Origin of the sequence: Exiguobacterium sp. NPDC077395 (assembly GCF_050269125.1) — a bacterium.
Classification (GTDB): domain Bacteria; phylum Bacillota; class Bacilli; order Exiguobacteriales; family Exiguobacteriaceae; genus Exiguobacterium; species Exiguobacterium aestuarii_A.
In genome coordinates this window covers 210,688-228,477 of sequence record NZ_JBNNHU010000001.1, presented here as the reverse complement: position 1 = coordinate 228,477, position 17,790 = coordinate 210,688, and the positions used below count along the sequence as shown (strand labels likewise).

19 protein-coding genes are annotated in these 17,790 nt (G+C 48.1%); 4 read left to right on the top strand and 15 right to left on the bottom strand.

The annotated features are described in order from the left end of the window. Window position 1 precedes the first annotated feature (1 nt). From ACQKD4_RS01280 to ACQKD4_RS01270, 3 genes are all read right to left on the bottom strand, one after another. Window positions 2-361 (bottom strand): response regulator, encoded by a 360-nt coding sequence (locus tag ACQKD4_RS01280; protein ID WP_074035830.1) that lies wholly within the window; start codon window positions 359-361, stop codon window positions 2-4. A 91-nt stretch (window positions 362-452) separates the two neighbouring features. Further along, the gene (locus ACQKD4_RS01275) at window positions 453-809 is read right to left on the bottom strand and encodes a DUF1093 domain-containing protein (protein ID WP_427372203.1); all 357 of its coding nucleotides are present in this window, start codon (window positions 807-809) and stop codon (window positions 453-455) included. Window positions 810-936: 127 nt separating this feature from the next. Continuing rightward, complete coding sequence (locus ACQKD4_RS01270; protein WP_224862317.1) at window positions 937-2,595, bottom strand: glycerol-3-phosphate dehydrogenase/oxidase; 1,659 nt, start codon at window positions 2,593-2,595, stop codon at window positions 937-939. 261 nt (window positions 2,596-2,856) lie between these two features. Here ACQKD4_RS01270 and ACQKD4_RS01265 point away from each other — a divergent pair, with 261 nt between their 5' ends. The 3 genes from ACQKD4_RS01265 to ACQKD4_RS01255 all read left to right on the top strand — a co-directional run bounded on the left by ACQKD4_RS01265 (window position 2,857) and on the right by ACQKD4_RS01255 (window position 5,189). Beyond that, window positions 2,857-3,972, top strand: a complete 1,116-nt coding sequence (locus ACQKD4_RS01265; protein WP_427372202.1) for an NADH-dependent flavin oxidoreductase — start codon at window positions 2,857-2,859, stop codon at window positions 3,970-3,972. A 211-nt stretch (window positions 3,973-4,183) separates the two neighbouring features. Then, window positions 4,184-4,390, top strand: coding sequence for a hypothetical protein (locus ACQKD4_RS01260; RefSeq protein WP_427372201.1), 207 nt, complete (start codon window positions 4,184-4,186; stop codon window positions 4,388-4,390). Window positions 4,391-4,436: 46 nt separating this feature from the next. Beyond that, a complete protein-coding gene (locus ACQKD4_RS01255; protein ID WP_427372200.1) occupies window positions 4,437-5,189 on the top strand; it encodes a helix-turn-helix domain-containing protein in 753 nt (250 codons plus the stop codon). Between the two features lie 6 nt (window positions 5,190-5,195). Here the strand turns inward: ACQKD4_RS01255 and ACQKD4_RS01250 are convergent, their stop codons facing one another. The 5 genes from ACQKD4_RS01250 to ACQKD4_RS01230 all read right to left on the bottom strand — a co-directional run bounded on the left by ACQKD4_RS01250 (window position 5,196) and on the right by ACQKD4_RS01230 (window position 10,479). Then, complete coding sequence (locus ACQKD4_RS01250) at window positions 5,196-5,741, bottom strand: GNAT family N-acetyltransferase (RefSeq protein ID WP_427372199.1); 546 nt, start codon at window positions 5,739-5,741, stop codon at window positions 5,196-5,198. A gap of 31 nt (window positions 5,742-5,772) precedes the next feature. After that, window positions 5,773-6,615, bottom strand: coding sequence for a TVP38/TMEM64 family protein (locus ACQKD4_RS01245; protein WP_427372198.1), 843 nt, complete (start codon window positions 6,613-6,615; stop codon window positions 5,773-5,775). Between the two features lie 138 nt (window positions 6,616-6,753). Next, on the bottom strand, window positions 6,754-8,349 hold the full coding sequence (locus ACQKD4_RS01240) for a CTP synthase (RefSeq protein WP_031422194.1): 1,596 nt from the start codon (window positions 8,347-8,349) through the stop codon (window positions 6,754-6,756). A gap of 247 nt (window positions 8,350-8,596) precedes the next feature. After that, window positions 8,597-9,076 carry a DNA-directed RNA polymerase subunit delta gene (gene rpoE / locus ACQKD4_RS01235; protein WP_012727404.1) on the bottom strand — a complete coding sequence of 160 codons (480 nt, stop codon included), beginning with the start codon at window positions 9,074-9,076 and terminating at the stop codon, window positions 8,597-8,599. An 80-nt stretch (window positions 9,077-9,156) separates the two neighbouring features. After that, window positions 9,157-10,479: a hypothetical protein gene (locus ACQKD4_RS01230; protein ID WP_427372197.1), complete on the bottom strand. Its 1,323-nt coding sequence runs from the start codon at window positions 10,477-10,479 to the stop codon at window positions 9,157-9,159. Between the two features lie 170 nt (window positions 10,480-10,649). On the opposite strand from ACQKD4_RS01230, the gene ACQKD4_RS01225 reads away from it, so the two are divergent. Next, window positions 10,650-11,948 (top strand): methyl-accepting chemotaxis protein, encoded by a 1,299-nt coding sequence (locus tag ACQKD4_RS01225; protein ID WP_427372196.1) that lies wholly within the window; start codon window positions 10,650-10,652, stop codon window positions 11,946-11,948. 38 nt (window positions 11,949-11,986) lie between these two features. Here the strand turns inward: ACQKD4_RS01225 and ACQKD4_RS01220 are convergent, their stop codons facing one another. The 7 genes from ACQKD4_RS01220 to ACQKD4_RS01190 all read right to left on the bottom strand — a co-directional run bounded on the left by ACQKD4_RS01220 (window position 11,987) and on the right by ACQKD4_RS01190 (window position 17,769). After that, window positions 11,987-14,113: a (Fe-S)-binding protein gene (locus tag ACQKD4_RS01220; RefSeq protein ID WP_427372195.1), complete on the bottom strand. Its 2,127-nt coding sequence runs from the start codon at window positions 14,111-14,113 to the stop codon at window positions 11,987-11,989. A 92-nt stretch (window positions 14,114-14,205) separates the two neighbouring features. After that, window positions 14,206-14,922: a hypothetical protein gene (locus ACQKD4_RS01215; protein ID WP_214694601.1), complete on the bottom strand. Its 717-nt coding sequence runs from the start codon at window positions 14,920-14,922 to the stop codon at window positions 14,206-14,208. A gap of 7 nt (window positions 14,923-14,929) precedes the next feature. Then, entirely contained in the window at window positions 14,930-15,448 is a 519-nt protein-coding gene (locus ACQKD4_RS01210; protein ID WP_427372194.1) for a GNAT family N-acetyltransferase, read from the bottom strand. Between the two features lie 167 nt (window positions 15,449-15,615). Continuing rightward, entirely contained in the window at window positions 15,616-16,044 is a 429-nt protein-coding gene (locus ACQKD4_RS01205) for a hypothetical protein (RefSeq protein ID WP_074035800.1), read from the bottom strand. Beyond that, window positions 16,044-16,460: a DUF1934 domain-containing protein gene (locus ACQKD4_RS01200; protein WP_427372193.1), complete on the bottom strand. Its 417-nt coding sequence runs from the start codon at window positions 16,458-16,460 to the stop codon at window positions 16,044-16,046. The genes ACQKD4_RS01205 and ACQKD4_RS01200 overlap by 1 nt, the downstream gene beginning before the upstream one ends. A 51-nt stretch (window positions 16,461-16,511) precedes the next feature. Next, the gene (locus tag ACQKD4_RS01195) at window positions 16,512-17,072 is read right to left on the bottom strand and encodes a GNAT family N-acetyltransferase (protein WP_427372192.1); all 561 of its coding nucleotides are present in this window, start codon (window positions 17,070-17,072) and stop codon (window positions 16,512-16,514) included. 34 nt (window positions 17,073-17,106) lie between these two features. Continuing rightward, window positions 17,107-17,769, bottom strand: a complete 663-nt coding sequence (locus tag ACQKD4_RS01190; RefSeq protein WP_427372191.1) for a Type 1 glutamine amidotransferase-like domain-containing protein — start codon at window positions 17,767-17,769, stop codon at window positions 17,107-17,109. Window positions 17,770-17,790: the final 21 nt, after the last annotated feature.

Genomic DNA, 17,790 nt, shown 5'->3' with positions numbered 1-17,790 from the left:
GTCAAATTTTCAAGACTTCTTTCACTTTTTCAATCATTCCGTATATATCAAACGGCTTTTCAAATTGTGCAGTGATTCCGAGACGACGCACCTCGTCAATCACCGTTTCTTCTCCGAATGCCGTCATGATCATGACAGGTGTCTCTAGTTCTTGTTCTCTCATTCGACGCAATACCTCATGACCGAACATACGGGGCATGTTCATATCGAGAAGTACTAAATCATATTGCTCTCGTTCTAAAAACTCCCAGGCTTTGATGCCGTCTTGCGCCGTGTCCACATCAACACCCATGTTCGTGAACACTTGTGCGAGCATCGTACGAATTCCGTCCTGGTCATCTGCAATCAACATCCGTGACATGCATGTCCCTTCTTTCATTCATCATTTTCCATAATCAAACATTTTAACCATACCAAACTCGCTTCTTTTTCGCGATGCCTATCTTTTGAAATCAAGGGAACGATGACTCGGTATCTTCTTGTTGTTCTTCTTTCAACTGTGCAGGTACTTCTAGCGCGTTCACACGTTCATAATCGGTTACTTCGGGAGCTTCTTCTTTGACATACACTTTCAGAAAGTCCCCTTCTGCTAATAATGAGGGAGTCGCAATGGCGAGCGGTCGCTTCTTCCCATCTTCATCGTAGCCGATGAGATCGTACCGATATCCGTGCGATGTCTGTGTTGCCACTTCCGCGCTCGGGACCTTGACATAATACACATCGGCTAACAGACGATCCAGATTGACATAACGCCAGCCTACTATGAATAGAACGCCGATTAGTAAGACGGCGATGAGCTTTCTTATCATAAACAGTTCTCCTTCAACGTGAGAGTGACTACTTATGAGATATACCGTTATTCCGAAGTCATGAAACCATTCGACAAAAAGAGGCTCATCCTGTTCAGAATGAACCTCTCGTGTGACGCGTTGGATGTTATGATTCGACAGTCACTGGAACGACTGCGATTTCAATCTCTTTCTCGACCTCTTCACGTTCCTCTTTCAAACGCTCATCTGACCATTTGAAGACATCGGCCATACAGCGAAGGACACCGTCTTTATATTGACGGACGAAGTCGATATCGAAGAACATTGCGCCCGTGCGGCGAATTAAGAAGTCGATGGCACGCACGACTGATTCTTCTTCGATTCCGTAAACCAATTGCGCATAGACGATTTCAGGAAGGTCATATGCGTTCGCATCCATCCGTTCGATGACACGATCGATATTCGATCCGTATAGACGAACGAGTTCTTCCGCATGGTTTGCATCTAAGCCATGATTTTGAAGTTCTTTTGTTTTCTTCTCAAGGAAGTCTTTGAAGCCTTTCGAACCGCCGACGTGACCACCTGACATCGGCATATGCTTCGTCCGGCTAGCCAAATAGACGACACCGTCTTCTTCTTTCAACAGTTTTGCAACGAGGTCGACGACCGTTTCCGACATCTTGCGATACCCTGTCAATTTACCACCAGCAATCGTGATCAAGCCGCTGTCTGACTGCCAGATTTCGTCCTTACGTGAAATTTCAGAAGGGTCTTTTCCTTCTTCATAAATCAACGGACGAATACCTGCCCAGCTCGACTCCACATCATCCGCTGTGACATGGACGTCTGGGAACATATAGTGAATGGCTTCTAAAATATAATCGCGGTCTTCCGTCGTCATGCGTGGATGCGCTTTGTTTTTATCGAAGAACGTATCCGTCGTTCCGACGTATGCTTTGTTTCCGCGTGGAATCGCAAAGACCATGCGACCGTCCGGTGTATCGAAATAGATTGCTTGTTTGAGCGGGAATTTCGACTGGTCGATGACCAAGTGAATCCCTTTTGTCAGGCGAAGCTGCTTTCCTTTTTTCGAGTTATCTTCTTCTCGTAACTCGTCGACCCATGGACCGGTCGCGTTGATGATTTTCTTCGCATAGACGTCATACGTCGACCCGTCAATCTGGTCTTCGACGTGTACACCGGCCACTTTGCCGTTTTCGTAAATCAACCCTGTCACTTTGGCGTAGTTCATGAGAAGCGCACCATGATTCGCTGCTTCTTTCGCCACTTCAATCGTCAATCGTGCATCATCTGTGCGGTACTCGACATAATAACCGCCTCCGACCAAATCATCTTTTTTCACGAGCGGTGCCTTTTTGATGACCTCATCTGGTTTGAGCATCATGCGACGTTCTGCACGTTTAACACCTGCGAGGAAGTCATATACCATGAGTCCGATCGATGTTGAGAAGGGACCGAATGTGCCTCCCTTGTGCATCGGTAAGAGCATTTGCTCCGGCGTTGTGACGTGTGGACCATTTTCATATACGATCGCACGCTCTTTCCCGACTTCCGCGACGAGCGCCACTTCGAATTGTTTCAAATAGCGGAGTCCCCCGTGAACAAGTTTCGTCGAACGACTTGATGTCCCTGCCGCAAAGTCTTGCATCTCGAGGACAGCTGTCTTCATCCCACGCGACGACGCATCGAGCGCAATCCCCGCTCCGGTAATCCCTCCACCGACAACAAGAACGTCATGACGTTCACTTGTCAGTTGCTCATATCGTTTCGCTCGTTCTTTCGCTGAGAAATTTCTGATTTCCATCTTATTCCCTCCTATAGTAAGTGCGGTTCAATGAATAGAAAAAGAGACCACAACAAAAACAAGGCTTCCCCCTTCTGTTGTGGTCTCTCTATTGTCTCGAACCGAATATCAACTTTTCTCCTGTATTATACCCTATTCTTTTGAGTTCAATCATCTCTTACGCTTGAGCAATCTGTAATGTGTCGTTTCACAAGCATCCGACTCGCATTTTTGAGTTGAGAAGCTTAGACTTCAAGGTATCATGTTGAAGGAGGATTTCAGATGAAACGTATGTTACAACCTTTTCAGTTCAAAAATGGCGTCGAAGTACCGAACCGCCTCGTGTTGGCACCGATGACACATTACTCATCCGAGCCAACGGGCGAAGTATCCGAGCATGAGCTCGCCTACTATCGGAAGCGGGCGCAAAACGTCGGGCTCGCCATCACGGCTTGCGCCTACGTGACAGAAGACGGGAAAGGGTTCCCGAACGCATTCGGGGTCAATGACGACAAATTCATCCCGGGTCTCCGTCAATTGGCAGAAAGTTTAAAAGCGGAAGGCGCAAAAGCCATCCTTCAAATTTTCCACGCCGGACGGATGTCACCACCTGAACTCGTCCCGAACGAACAACCTGTCAGTGCAAGTGCCGTCGCACCTGTCCGCGAAGGCGCCGCTACACCACGTGCCCTCGAGACGCCAGAGGTCGAAGCCATCATCGAGGCGTTCGGCGAAGCGACGCGTCGCGCCATCGAAGCCGGATTTGACGGAGTCGAGATTCACGGAGCGAACACCTACTTGATTCAACAATTCTTCTCACCGCACTCCAATCGCCGTGAAGATCGCTTCGGCGGTGATGTCCATGGACGTTTGACGTTCCCACGCGAAGTCATTCGCCGTGTCAAAGAAGCAGCCGCAGATGCAGAAAACTTCCTCGTCGGCTATCGCTTCTCACCAGAAGAAATTGAAGAGCCAGGCATCACGCTCGACGACACGGATGTGTTGCTCGATATGATTTTAGAAGAAGGCGTCGATTATATTCACGCGTCTCTCTGGAACTTCAATACGGCTTCCATGCGTGACGAGAACGTCACGGAACGTTCGATTGACCGCATCGCCAAACGAATCAATGGTGCCATCCCGCTCATCGGAGTCGGGCAACTTCAGCGTCCGGCGCAAGTCGAAGACGCACTCGAGGTCGTCGACCTTGCGGCACTCGGTCGCGAACTCATCATCGACCCGGAATGGCTTGAAAAAGTGAAATCGGACCGCGAAGACGAGATTGAGACAGAACTCGATTTAAACAAACAAGCCGAACTCGCTGTTCCCGCCCCACTTTGGAACGCCATCACAACTCGTGCCGGTTGGTTCCCGATTAAAGATCAAGAAGTGAAATAAAACGTTAGTATGCGACAGACATGTTTTTTGTCTGTCGCTTCTTTGTGGTCGCGGACACATTTTAGACACATATTCGACACATTTTTATTTAATTTTCTTTCTAAATTTTATGTATTCAACTTTTCACATTTATCACACAATTTTAATCTAGTATTGACGATGCGTTGGGTCAGTCTGTTTGATTTTTTGTTGAAAGGGGCATTCTATCCTAATGGTAGATCAACCAGTAGATATGAATTTACACCATGAACAACACCGTCAGTATCAGCAGCAATTTAAACGCAAAACGGAAGCATTTCGACAGCAAAGCCAGGCCATTCAACAACAAATGCAAGATTCTTCAGAATCACACGAACGAGCATTTACTAAAGAAATCGCGGAGCTAAAACAGCTAACGAAACGACATGCGTCTAAATGAGCATTCTTGATCGCTTCTACCCGCAAGGAAAGAAGTGAACCGTTATATGGAAAATAGAATCCGACAACAATTTTTAACTCATCTCGCTCGAGAGAACAATCATTTCACAGATCAAAGTTACGTGGAAAATTTTTACGAATTGGATGAGCAGATTATACGGGCTCTTCAAACCAATCAACTTCAATTAGCCAACACGTTGCTAGAAACATTGACACTCGATTTGTTAAAGCATCCTATGATTGATGAGTATCATGGGGTTCGACTTTACTTTCGAGGACTCACCTATCATGTGAGTCGCCTTGTTCCTGTCTCGAATTCAAATGTTCAAACATCACTTGCCTACACAAGTGCGCTGTTGAGACTGGTCGATGAACTCCATACCCCACTCGACTTTGTCTATGCGATCCCTGTCGTTACAGAATCATTGGCTACGATGATGTCATTCATTTCCTCACAAGACTCTTCGGATCATCGCGTTCTGTCTGCCATCCGATTGATTGAGGAACACTTAACTGATCCCACTCTGTCTTTATCAAGCGTAGCGATTGGAGTCGGGTTATCTAACAATTATTTATCTTCCTTATTTAAACAAGAGACGGGTGAAACCATTGCAGAACGCATTCGCAGACGTCGGATTGAGGCCTCAATGAACGATTTAATCGTGACCTCATTACCTATTTGCTCCATCGCGAAGTCGTATTGTTTTTCATCGTGTACAACGTTTATCAGTACATTTAAGACTTACAAAAACATGACTCCCCTACAATATCGTCAATCACACCATAAGAAAAAACGTTGAGGTTCATCATGTCCTCAACGTTTTTTCATTCCATTCTTCTCGTAACATACCCATCCGAATCGAATCATAGCGCTTCTCGTTCACGACACGCACTTGACGGATTCGACCTTCCAGTTGCATCCCTACTTTTTCAGCGACCCGCATCATACGCTCATTTCCTGACCACGTCGTCAAACCCACACGAACGACTGGTAGCGTCTCAAATAGATGTTCGGTCCATAGACGAAGGGCACGCGTCCCGACACCGCGATTCCAGCGGTCGGACTGATGCAAGATGATGCCCATCTCGAGCCACTCTCGTCCGGCATCCTCAAAATAATAAGAAACGGTCCCATATACGGTTCCATCCACTTCAATGACCCACATGTCATCTTTTTGGATGAGCGACTGCTCGATTTGCTGAAACTCTTCGTAGGACATCGCCTTGTGTTCAAAGTAAGGGGCGTCCCATTGTTTCCACTCCGGTGTCGCATCCCGATAAATCAATTCCCATAGTCGTGATAAGTCTTGTTCTTCAATCGGTCGAATGACCACTTCATTGTCTTGTCGCATCTTGTCTTCCTCTCTAAAGATCGTCCTTACCTTATTCTTGCGTCCCGTTCGAATCCCCTTTTTTTCGCTTACGCCAAATGAACGCAAGGATCAAGACAATCAAACTCGCCATGACGGAAGCGATGGCAATCGGACTCGAATCGGTCATAAACAATTGGCCAATGGAGACGGAGTAGGCAAGCCCAAACGACGTGACGAGTTTTGCACCGAACGCGATGCCCGCGAAACGTGGGAACGGCACGCGACTGAATCCGGCCGCAAGACAGATGACCTCGTCCGGCAAAATCGGAATGATGAATAAGACGAGCAAAATGCCAAGACCATACTTCTCGACATATCGGTCGTACGTCTTCAACTTCTCCTCATCGACCCAGCGGATGATCCGCTCACGACCGAACCGGGCCAACCCATACATGACAAAGATACCAAGCGTGGTCGCGATACTCCCGACTAAAGCCGCACGAAACGGTCCGAGCGCGACACTTCCAATCGGCACACTGACCGCTTCCGGGACCGGCAAGGCAATCGGCTGTAAAAAGCTGAATGCTGCAAACACCCAGACCGCCTGTCGTTCATATTGCTCTAATAGACGATCTAATCCGTATGTGTCATAGAGAACAAGTCCGAACGAGACATAATAGACGAGAACGAAAATCAAGAAGAGAGAGAACGTAATTTTCCACATCTGTTTTAGGATGACGTTCGAGCCGTCCCGAATCGCCCGTAGTAGTCCGACCGAGAGGGCGAGTAAGACAATGCCCGTCCACCCGAGCTGGTACGGCAATAGGAGGGAAGGTAAGACGACAAACGGCAACAGACTGAGCGCGACGAGCCCCAATCCGTATCCAAGATAAATCGAATGTCGTTCTTTCATGAGCCATCACCCTCTCCCCGTTCTACTTCTAGTGTACCCAGAAAGTGAAGGGGATGTATCCTGCCAAGGGCACCTTCCATCTCATGCTTTTGATGTAGAAAAAACCACGATCGATTTCAGATCGTGGCTTTCAATCATTTATTCTCCAAGTGACGCTTGGATGAAGTCATGGAATAGACGTTGTGGACGTTCTGGACGCGAAATCAACTCTGGGTGGAACTGTGATGCCACGAACCACTTGTGTTCTGGAATCTCAATGATTTCTACGAGACGACCATCCGGGCTCGTACCTGAGAACTTGAAGCCTTCTGCTTCAAACGCTTCACGGTACTCGTTGTTGAACTCGTAACGGTGACGGTGACGCTCGTATACGAGCTCTTGATCGTATGCGGCGTGTGCGTTCGTCCCTTTTTCGAGTTTACATGGGTAGAGTCCGAGACGGAGTGTGCCGCCAAGGTCTTCGATGTCCTTTTGCTCTGGAAGAAGGTCGATGATCGGATATGGTGTCGATGGGTCGATTTCAGCCGTATGTGCACCGTCCAACTTCAAGACGTTACGGGCAAACTCGACCGTTGCGAGTTGCATCCCGAGACAGATCCCGAAGAATGGGACGTTATTTTCACGAGCGAAACGTGTCGCTTCGATTTTCCCTTCGATTCCTCGCTCACCGAACCCACCAGGAACGAGGATACCGTCTGCATCGCCGAGGATGTCCGAGACATTTTCAGCTGTCACGTCTTCTGCATTGATCCAGTCGATGTCGATGTCCGCGTTGAACGCATAACCTGCGTGCTTAAGCGCCTCTGCGACTGAGATATACGCATCACGCAACTCGACATATTTCCCGACGAGTGCGATTTTCACTTTTTTCTCAAGGTGCGTGACCGTGTGAACGAGCTCTTTCCAAGCCGTCATGTCGGCAGCCGGTGTGTTGAAACCGAAGTAGTCGTTGACGAGTTGGTCCATTCCTTGTTTTTGGAGGTTAAGTGGTACTTCGTAAAGTGTCGACGCATCTTGTGCTTCGATGACCGCCTCTTTACGCGTATCACAGAAGAGTGCGATTTTCTCACGCATGTCTTCCGGAATGTCGTGCTCTGTACGGAGAACGATAATGTCTGGCTGAATCCCGTAGCTGCGAAGCTCTTTGACGCTGTGTTGCGTCGGTTTCGTCTTCATCTCACCTGCCGCACGAAGGTAAGGAACGAGCGTACAGTGAACGTACATGACGTTCTCTTTCCCGATGTCATTTTTTACTTGGCGAATGGCTTCGATGAACGGAAGAGATTCGATATCTCCGACTGTTCCACCAATCTCTGTAATGACGACATCAGCGTTCGTCTCACGACCTGCACGGAAGACACGGTCTTTGATTTCATTCGTGATATGTGGAATGACCTGAACCGTTCCACCGTTATAGTCTCCACGACGCTCTTTTTTCAAGACAGTCGAATAAATGCGTCCTGATGTGACGTTCGCGTTTTGCGATAAGTTGATGTCGATGAAACGCTCATAGTGTCCGAGGTCAAGGTCAGTCTCAGCGCCATCATCTGTGACGAATACTTCTCCGTGTTGATACGGGCTCATCGTACCTGGGTCGATGTTGATGTATGGGTCAAACTTTTGAATCGTCACGTTGAGTCCTCGATTTTTGAGTAGACGCGCGAGTGAAGCTGCCGTGATCCCTTTACCGAGCGAAGATACTACCCCGCCTGTTACGAAAATGTACTTTGTCATGTTTCTTTCTCCTCTCTTGAATACCAACCATCGGGAAACGAAAAAACAAAAAAAGCAAAAGTGCCCCCGTGAATGGAGGACACTTTTGCTGCATCGTTACGTGCTAAACTAGCCCATGACTAATTTACGCCAGAGACGATACAGTCGTCAAGATATTATTTTTTCTTTTTTTCAAGTCGGTGAAAACGACTAAAAAAGAAAAAGAGACACGCCTAGCCGGGCGCGATGCCCGGCTTTTTGCGGTCTCTTATAAATCATCCTCGTCTTCGAGATCGAGGTCGTCGTCCAAGTCATCGTCCTTGAAGTCATCAAGGCCTTCTACTTTTTCTTCTTCGTCCTCATCGTCAAATTCAGATGAATCATAATCTTCTACTTTTGCGAATACATCCAAGTCATCTTCGATATCGACGATGCCTTCGTCTGCTTCTTCGAACTCTTCTTCGAATTCGTCAAGTTCACCACGTTGACGTGCTTCGATGACGAGATCCTCATCCGACTTGTCGAATGGGTACCAAACACGAAGCGCCCAACGGTTTGCTCCCAAGTTGACGAACAACCCGTCGATGTTCAAATCGGTGTAAAGTTGTGCGATTTTCTCGAGCTCTTCTTCTTCACTCGCAAACGTATAGTTTTGCTTGATTTTTTCGCGAATCTCATCAAAAGAAACAGGCTGCTCGCCAGTTTCTTGGAGAAGTTCATAAACGAAATCAATCAACGATTTATTCATTAAAGGACACTCCTTTTCCGTCACTAGTTAAACATCACTCCTCATTATAAACAAAAGCGATATGAAAAAGCTAGAGGAAATTATGAATCGTTCGATGTCTCCGTTTTGATTCGGAACCAATACAAACTAATCAACCCGATATTGAACAACCACGTCAGTCCCAGAACGCCAAACATCCATCCTCTCGGAATTTGAAACGACAATTCCGCATTGACGGTCTGTCCGACGTATAGACCGTACCCTAACAAACCGACCATCAGAAATGAGTAGGACACGACCATCCCGAACCGCTTCCACAATTGAATGAGCAGTGAGGCAAACTCTTTGTTCGTCTCATATTTTGAAAACAAATAATCATGCCCTGCGCTCGAGTACATCGTCTGCGTGTATCCACTTACGAATAACACGGGTATGAAAGCGACAGGATGTATGAATCCAAGGAAAAAGATAAGGGATGATCCAAGTAGGACCAAATACGGATGTCTCGCAAAATCATACACCCGGCTGAAGAGTACCCAACCGAGCACGCCTGCTAAAAACGGGATGAATACGTAAAGAAGAAGTTGTAGAAACGAATAGAGGGCGAGACTGACAAACACAGCACCAATGAGCGTCCATCCCCCGAACAGACCAATCACAAAAGATAACAGTTGGACTTGTCGCGTACGACTCGCTCGAATAAATAATTGCATCCGCTTTTGAAACAAGAGCCAACCGACATATCCGAGCAGAATGACCATCAAGGCAAACACTTCGATATAGCCGCGCGCGCCTTCCAACAGACTGAGCAACCGACTGATCAATGTGAAAAGAGTGACTGCAAGGAATGCGCGCAAAAAGGAGGCAGTCTCTAGTTGCCACGTTGCTGACTTTTCAAGCGGTAACTTGCGTACGAATAGCCAAGGTAGCACCAGACTGATGAGGAACAGCCCGACCGCCCACGAATACGATTGGAATAGCGCATACGAAAATAAAACGATCCAGCTCAATAGGATGAGGACGAGCGGCCATGAACTTCCTTGTTTCGACGTTGTTTCACTCTCGCGATTTGCCAACTCATTCAACTGCGACAAAATCGTCGTCATGATGGAACCGACACCCACTGAGCCAACCCCGACTAAAAAAGCACTCCATTCAATCGCACGTTCAAATGGAAGTAAAAAAATGATCAACCCGACGGCAAGTGTACCTAAGGCCACTAAAAACGTATCCTTTGAGCCACGTCGTCCGATCACATAAACCCACAACAAGAGTCCTGACATGCTCGATACGTAAAAAATAAGGAACGGGATCAATCGTCCGACCCCTTCTTCGACCGCCATAATCGACAAAAATAAGATTTGCGGCAGAATCTGACTGCTAAGTGCGCTGACGATGATCATGAGTAGGATTACTCGTTTCATGAAAAGTCACCTCTCGTTTGAACATAGCTACACTGCTCTCCTATCCATCTTTCCCATTTTCGTTTCTACGTGAACCCGTTCATGAGCACATTCACTTCTCAGTTTCTTCACACTTCTGTCGATATAGAAGAGAACGCCAATTTAGATATGACATAAAAGGAGAATAAAATATGGCACTTTTTCGAAAGACAACCTCAACAGGTTTCGTTGCTTCAGAAGGTTTTCCTGATATTCAGACAATCGCCAAGCCGTCTGACTCGAGTTTGAGCGGACGTACTCATTATATGGGCTATACGGCCTCTCAAGTGAAACGTCTACAAGACATGGCTCCGCTCGTGGAGTCCGTGCTAGATGAAGTACTTGAAAATGTGCTCGACCACTTAATGCTTCAACCCGAAATGGTTCGCATCGCAAACGCTTCATCAACGAGGGAACGTTTAAAGAACGTATTCGCCGATTATTTCCGCAGTTTGTTGACGGGAAACATCGATGACAAATTCTTAGCCATGCGAAAACGAATGGGACAGACACATCACCACTTCGCGGTCCCTGTCGTCTGGTTCCTCGCGACGTATTCCGCGTTCAATACCTTGCTCATCCCAAAAGTCGTCGAGACGTATCAACATGACCCGGCGACTTTGACAGAATCGCTTTTGGCGTTATCACACGCGATGAACTTAGACGCTCAAATCGTTACCGAACAATACGTGAACGCCCGACTCGATGAACTCGAGTCCGCGAATGAGGCCCGTGCCACATTGTTAAGCGACGTCTCACGCGTCAGTGCAGAAGTCGCTACGACGATGGACCGAACGGGACAAGCGATGTCTGAAACAAGCAATCGCGCGCACCAAGTCCTTGCGGAAACGGAACAAACGGAAAAGATGAGTCGCCACTTGATGACGTTGACACATACGAACGGCGAACAAATCGAACAGATGGAAGTCGAATTCAAACAATCTGCTACTTATGTAGACACTTCGCTCGATCGCATCACAGCTCTAAAAAATGGTTCTCAAGAAATCGTCAGCATGACGCGAAGTATCGAACAAATCGCCAATCAAACGAACTTGCTCGCCTTAAACGCCTCAATCGAAGCGGCTCGAGCGGGTGAACACGGGAAAGGATTCGCTGTCGTCGCCACCGAAGTGCGCACACTCGCGGAGAACGCGAAACAACTGAGCAGTCAAATCAATGCGCTCATTCATGAAAATGAAGCCAATATCGCAGCACTCTTCGATCAAATGGGGCATATGCATCGGACGAACGATGAAGCGATGCGTCAATTGAACGACGTCAAGGCTAGTTTCTCGACCGTTCAAGAAGAAATGGGGCAATACGTCCTTTCGTTTGAACGGAACAAACAAGATCTCGGACAGATGGTTGAAACCATTTCCTCCATCAACGAGACGACACAAGGTTTATCTCACCTGACCTCTTCGCTTCTCTCTACAGCTGAAATGCAATAAACAAACAAGGCACGGTCCGCGGACCGTGCCTTTCTGCATTATTGTACAACCGGTTCTGGTATCTCGATGGCTTTCAGCGAGCGATCGAGCAATTCGACGACGTCGAACGTGCCGACCGTCTCATCGACTTCCTTCGCTTTCGTTCCATCAGACAACATCGTCAAACAGTACGGACATGCCGAACCGATGACTGTCGGTTTCGTTTCAAGCAATTGTTCCGTCCGAGCCACGTTGACACGTGTCCCGACTTTCTCTTCTTGCCACATGAGACCACCACCGGCTCCACAACACATACCGTTTTCACGGTTACGTGTCGCTTCGACGAGTTCGATACCCGGGATCCGTTCGAGGACGAATCGTGGTGCATCATAAATGCCGTTGTAACGACCGAGGTAACAAGAGTCGTGATAGACGACACGTTCATTCACTTGAAGGTCAGGTTGAATCCGATCCGTATCGAGCAATTCGGCGAGTAACTCCGTATGGTGATACACTTTCACACCATCAAGTCCGAAGTCTGGATACTCATTTTTGAATGTGTTGTAAGCGTGTGGGTCGACCGTGACGATTTTCGTCACCCCATACTTCTCAAACAATTTAATGTTCGCTTCGGCGAGTTCTTGGAAGAGTAACTCGTTTCCGATTCGACGTGGTGTGTCTCCTGAGTTCTTCTCTTCATTTCCGAGAATAGCGAATGAGACGCCCGCCTTGTTCAAGACGCTCGCAAAGCTCTGCGCGACTTTTTGACTACGGCTATCGTAAGAGCCCATCGCGCCGACCCAGAAGAGGTATTCGAATTCTTCGCCTGCTTTTTTCTTTTCTTTCGCCGTCGGGATGACGAGTTCTGTATCCTTGCGCCAGTTCTCGCGTTCTTTCCGGTTCATTCCCCACGGGTTTCCTTGACGCTCGATGTTTGCGACCGTGCGCTGCGCCTCCGGATCCATCTTCCCTTCCATCATGACGAGGTAACGACGAAGGTCGATGATTTTATCGACGTGCTCGTTCATGACCGGACATTGATCTTCACAGTTTCGGCATGTCGTACACGCCCAGATTTCTTCTTCCGTGATGACGTTGCCGATCAATTCGTCTGCGACGAGTATATGGCCATCTTGCGCCGCTGCTGCGATTTCAGCACCTTGCGTGTTTTGGAACATAAGTGCCGGTGCCCACGGCGATTTTCTCGTGACCGCCGCACCTTTCATATTCATATGGTCACGAAGTTTGACGATCAAGTCCATCGGAGACAACATCTTCCCTGTTCCTGTTGCCGGACATACATTCGTACAACGTCCGCACTCGACGCAAGCGTACAAGTCGACGAGTTGCTTCTGGTTAAAGTCTTCAATCTTGTTGACCCCGAAGACGATTTCTTCATCTGATTCTTCTGCTTCTTCCATCGCTGAAAAATCAACAGGTGCCAAGCGACCGACTTTGTGTGTGCGCCCGAGCCAGACGTTGAGCGTCCCGGCGATCAAGTGCGCGTGTTTGCCTTGCGGGATGTAGACCATGAAGCTGAGTAAGAATAAGAGGTGCATCCACCAGAAGACGACGAACAAGGCGAAAGCGACCGGACCCGGTACCCAAGCAAACGCTGAACCGATGAGTGTCGCGACCGGTTCACCCCACATCGGGAGCTCTTCCTTATAAACGAGGTAAAACCCGTTCCCGAACAAGACGGAAACCATCAACCCGCCGATGAAGATGAGGGCGAGACCTGCTAAAAAGTTTCGTTTCAAGCGCACGAGCTTCTCGACGTAACGACGGTAGAATCCCCAAACGACCGCGACGAGAATCATGAGCATGACGATTTCTTGCATGAACGTGAAGATTGGATAGAGTGGACCGAGCGGGATGTGTGGGAAACGTGTTCCGACCGCTAGTCCTTTCCAAATAAAATCAATCGCCCCGAATTGGACGAGGATAAAGCCGTAAAACATCATGACGTGAATGGCGCCACTCTTTTTATCCTTTAACAATTTCTTTTGACCGAACACGTTGATCATGACCTGTTCGAGTCGTTCTTTGTTCGTTTGGCTCCATTCTGCCTTCTTCCCGAGCTTGATGAATGTATAACGCTGATGAACCAGCGAAGCAAATAAATACACCCCATAGCCGAGGACGAGCAAGAATAGAATCCAGTTGACGATTAAAAATGTAGACATCCCCAAAACTCCCCCTTTTGAAAACGGATTCAATCTTGAATTCAGTATATCAAATGATGAATGAACAGTCATTCATTTTTGTGAAGTTCTCGTCAGAAGTTTAGAAGATGTTTCAAGATGAGCAATAATCCCCCATAACTGCATACGGCCAATACGAATGTACGGAAGTGCAGATTTCGGTCGGACGGGAGTTCAAACTTCACGATATTGAGAATCATCGCCCCGGCCACGAACGCAAAACAGAGCGCTTCGACGTGCGCGGCCAAGTCAATCCAGCGTGAAAAGAACCCACCGAGCAAAATCCCACCGCTCAACAAGTAGCGTCCTTGTCGCATGTAACGTTCTCCATAGTGCCGGTTCAAGTCATGTCCGAGCGCCAAAAAGTGGACACCGAGCGCCGTCGCATAGAAACTTCTCGCAACGAACGTCACGGAGTCGGCCGTCACCACATACGCCGAAAATGTCATATATGCCGTGAGGAGCGTCACCTGTAGCCAATACGAAACGGCCCGATCGACCGCTTCATCTTGGAAGTGAGGCGTCCGAACGAACCGCATCGTACCGTAGAACAACGTAAACCCGATGAGACTGACGATGTAAATCTCTGAAGGTAGGGCCAGATTCAACCAATCGATGCGGAGCGTGTCCTGGCGTTTATTCAGCGACGGCAAGAGATACATGAAGAAGTACGTGATGGCGACCCCGCTCGAGAAAGAGAACCACTTCTTTGAAGGAACGGTCTCTTCCCGGAACAAATAGATGCCGAAGAAGTTAATCAGCGCCAAATAGATGATGATCCAGTTCGCCATCTCGTCTTCATCCTCTCAAATCAATCCAAAACCGCTCGACAATCGTCCCGTCTTCTTCCGTATACGGTGTGTCCGCGACGCCCCCGTTGTTTAAAATGACTTGACGGGAAGCGACGTTTGTCCGATCACACGTAATTAAGGCACGCTCAATGCCTAGCTCTTTCACTTTCTCAAGCGCAAGTTGTAATTGAATCGTAGCGAGTCCTCGCCCACGCGCGCTCGGTTTCACCCCGTATCCGACATGCCCACCAATTTTCAAGAGCGATTCATTCAACTCGTGACGAATGTTCGCCGCCCCGAGAAGCTCCTCTCCGTCCGTGAGCCAATACGTCGTACTAGGGACCCTGCCTTCCTCTATGTTCTCACGTAACTCTTTCTGACGTAACGTGTTAACGTATGCCTCGAAGTCTGTCGTTTCTCGGTCCACCGAGGTCGGGACGATCCGTTCATCTCGTTCGTACCATTCTTCTAAAAATGCGAGAATCTGTTCTTTTTGTTCGACAGACGTCTTGATTAGTCTTAACATCACATTTCCCCCTTTATTCATTTCCATTCGCGCTCTCTAAATTGATTTCCTTGTTCCTTCATCTTAAGGAACGCACACTCGAAATAAAATGGACGTTCTCGTCAAGGTTTGTCCCCTTTCAAACATGAAAAAAGTGCCACCTTGTTCAGATGACACTTTCGGTATGCTTATTCTTCGAGTCCGAGACGTTGCGGCATGTGTGGAGCGAGTTGTCTCGCTTCTTCTAACCGCCCTGCTTCGACGAGCGTATGGAAATGTAAGAACTGTTCGTGCGATGCATCACTGATGGCTGCCAAATAATCGACGTACCGATCGTAGACCGCTTTGTCCTCTGGACGTGCCTCGATGAGTGCGATATACAGGCGAACGGTGTCCTCTCCGTAAAGGAGCGGGAACTCATCGTTCAATTGAAGCAGTTTATCGATCGAATTGACATCGACACCGTTCTCCTGATCGTAGTGCGTGATGACTTGTTCGGCATGGTCCTCGAGGCGACCGCGCCACTCTTCATACTCTTCCTCATTCGTTTCGAGCATCTCGAACCAGTCTTCGTTCAACATCTCTTCAATCTTGTTTACGCGTTCTGTAAAGTTCATCAGTCTTCTCCTCCTTCAAATGTCCATGTGACATGTACTTCATATATGCCAACATCTTCTTCATTCATGGACAACTCATATACGAACGTACATGATTCTTCTGCCACATCGAGGCGCGATGTCGTCGTCGCCATCGTCATCGACATATATGGATTCTTGTATAAGCTTTGCGTGAAGCGACCTTCGATGAAGGAGTGATTCATCTCGATTGGTCCCTTACAGATCAGCGCCAATCGTTCCGGCGTGTACTTGATTGTCGTCGGGACCGGTCCGTCCTCTTGTTGTTGGTCAAACATTAAAATAAAGCCAGTCTTCAATGGATAATATAAGCCGTCAGCCGAAAGTTCGATCGCCTCTGACATATCACTCATCCGTGTTGTTTGCTGGACACGCACGCGAAGTGGTTCAATCGCCATGCTCATCCCCCTTTCCGTCAACTCATCGTACCATATGTGGTAGGAGTCGTTCTATCGACGGCGCTTTGTTTTCACGTAGACGAGATGGTCTACCCACTCTTCATTCTCATAGATAAACCCTTCTCTCGTACACTCGTACGACATGCCGACACGCTCAGCGAGACGAACCGACGCCTCATTGTCGAGATTGATATGTGCCTCGATTCGTTGAAAGTTCAAATCGTCAAAAGCGATACGCATCGCCAGGTCGACTGCTTCTGTGCCATACCCTTGACCCCAATGCTGATTATGAATCGTATACCCGACCCTCCCCCATTGAAACGCATCTCGCGCAAGAGTAGAAAAATCCACCATACCAAGGTGTGTCCCATCGTCGAGTCGGAAAATGGCGAAGACATGTGCCTCGTCTTCAAGCGCAAGTGCCTGATGATTGTCGACTAGCTGGTCAAACCAAACGGACGTACAGTCGCTCATGTCTAATTTCCCAGGGTCATACTCATGTTGCGAAACAAGACGATTTGTAAATCCACTTAACCACGCGTCATAATCTTGTTTCTCTAACGGTCGTACAACGATTCGATTCGTTTTTCGTTGATGCGTAAATCGGTTCAATCTTTCAGGTCCCCTTCCTATTACTTTTATACAGTCAGAAAAACTTCTTCCACTTTCCTTCCGAAATCACATCGACCTTTCCTTCATTCACACGAATCGCAGTCTCGTCGTCAATCGCATAGGCGGGTGCCTGTAACGCTTCCGCCCACTCTGCCGCATCTCGTGACGTATTCTCCGAAAGCATCTCGTGATCGAGGTGTGGAAAGATTGAGAAGTCGACAAACCCTAGCGTCTCATCGCTCTGCTCATCAGATGAACGCCATCCGACAAATGCTTCCCCGATTCGTGGGGTCATCACCATGCTGCCGGCACTCAATCCGACATACACGCCTTCCCAAGATGGGAGTAACGCCGCCACCCCGGACTGTTTCATCCAATGATGTAAAAACAGCGGATCGCCACCGTTCACCAATAACACGTCCGCTCGTTCAAATGCCGGTCTCCATACCGATTCATCGATACTCGGGAGCGCGCTCAGTTCGAGCACCCCGATCGACTTCCAGCCCAGTTCGCACATCGGTGTCGAGAAATCCCCCTTGAAAAAGTTCCATGCATGCTGCGTTCCACCGTTCAACGCATAGATGGCTGTCGGGATACAGAGTGCCTCACACTCTTCAATCGGCTTGTCCAATAACTCGAGAAGTGCTTGTTTGATGCTTTCGTTCTTTATACCTGCTGACGTTAATAACAGTTTCATCTACGTCTCCTCCTTCTTCAT

Coding starts and splice junctions, on each gene's coding strand:
- ACQKD4_RS01275 (WP_427372203.1), bottom strand. CDS start 809: ATGATAAGAAAGCTCATCGCCGTCTTACTAATCGGCGTTCTATTCATA.
- ACQKD4_RS01210 (WP_427372194.1), bottom strand. CDS start 15,448: ATGTTAAGACTAATCAAGACGTCTGTCGAACAAAAAGAACAGATTCTC.
- ACQKD4_RS01200 (WP_427372193.1), bottom strand. CDS start 16,460: ATGGCGATTGAACCACTTCGCGTGCGTGTCCAGCAAACAACACGGATG.
- ACQKD4_RS01255 (WP_427372200.1), top strand. CDS start 4,437: ATGGAAAATAGAATCCGACAACAATTTTTAACTCATCTCGCTCGAGAG.
- ACQKD4_RS01280 (WP_074035830.1), bottom strand. CDS start 361: ATGTCACGGATGTTGATTGCAGATGACCAGGACGGAATTCGTACGATG.
- ACQKD4_RS01270 (WP_224862317.1), bottom strand. CDS start 2,595: ATGGAAATCAGAAATTTCTCAGCGAAAGAACGAGCGAAACGATATGAG.
- ACQKD4_RS01190 (WP_427372191.1), bottom strand. CDS start 17,769: ATGAAACTGTTATTAACGTCAGCAGGTATAAAGAACGAAAGCATCAAA.
- rpoE (WP_012727404.1), bottom strand. CDS start 9,076: ATGAATAAATCGTTGATTGATTTCGTTTATGAACTTCTCCAAGAAACT.
- ACQKD4_RS01265 (WP_427372202.1), top strand. CDS start 2,857: ATGAAACGTATGTTACAACCTTTTCAGTTCAAAAATGGCGTCGAAGTA.
- ACQKD4_RS01225 (WP_427372196.1), top strand. CDS start 10,650: ATGGCACTTTTTCGAAAGACAACCTCAACAGGTTTCGTTGCTTCAGAA.
- ACQKD4_RS01220 (WP_427372195.1), bottom strand. CDS start 14,113: ATGTCTACATTTTTAATCGTCAACTGGATTCTATTCTTGCTCGTCCTC.
- ACQKD4_RS01240 (WP_031422194.1), bottom strand. CDS start 8,349: ATGACAAAGTACATTTTCGTAACAGGCGGGGTAGTATCTTCGCTCGGT.
- ACQKD4_RS01245 (WP_427372198.1), bottom strand. CDS start 6,615: ATGAAAGAACGACATTCGATTTATCTTGGATACGGATTGGGGCTCGTC.
- ACQKD4_RS01260 (WP_427372201.1), top strand. CDS start 4,184: ATGGTAGATCAACCAGTAGATATGAATTTACACCATGAACAACACCGT.
- ACQKD4_RS01230 (WP_427372197.1), bottom strand. CDS start 10,479: ATGAAACGAGTAATCCTACTCATGATCATCGTCAGCGCACTTAGCAGT.
- ACQKD4_RS01250 (WP_427372199.1), bottom strand. CDS start 5,741: ATGCGACAAGACAATGAAGTGGTCATTCGACCGATTGAAGAACAAGAC.
- ACQKD4_RS01215 (WP_214694601.1), bottom strand. CDS start 14,922: ATGGCGAACTGGATCATCATCTATTTGGCGCTGATTAACTTCTTCGGC.
- ACQKD4_RS01205 (WP_074035800.1), bottom strand. CDS start 16,044: ATGAACTTTACAGAACGCGTAAACAAGATTGAAGAGATGTTGAACGAA.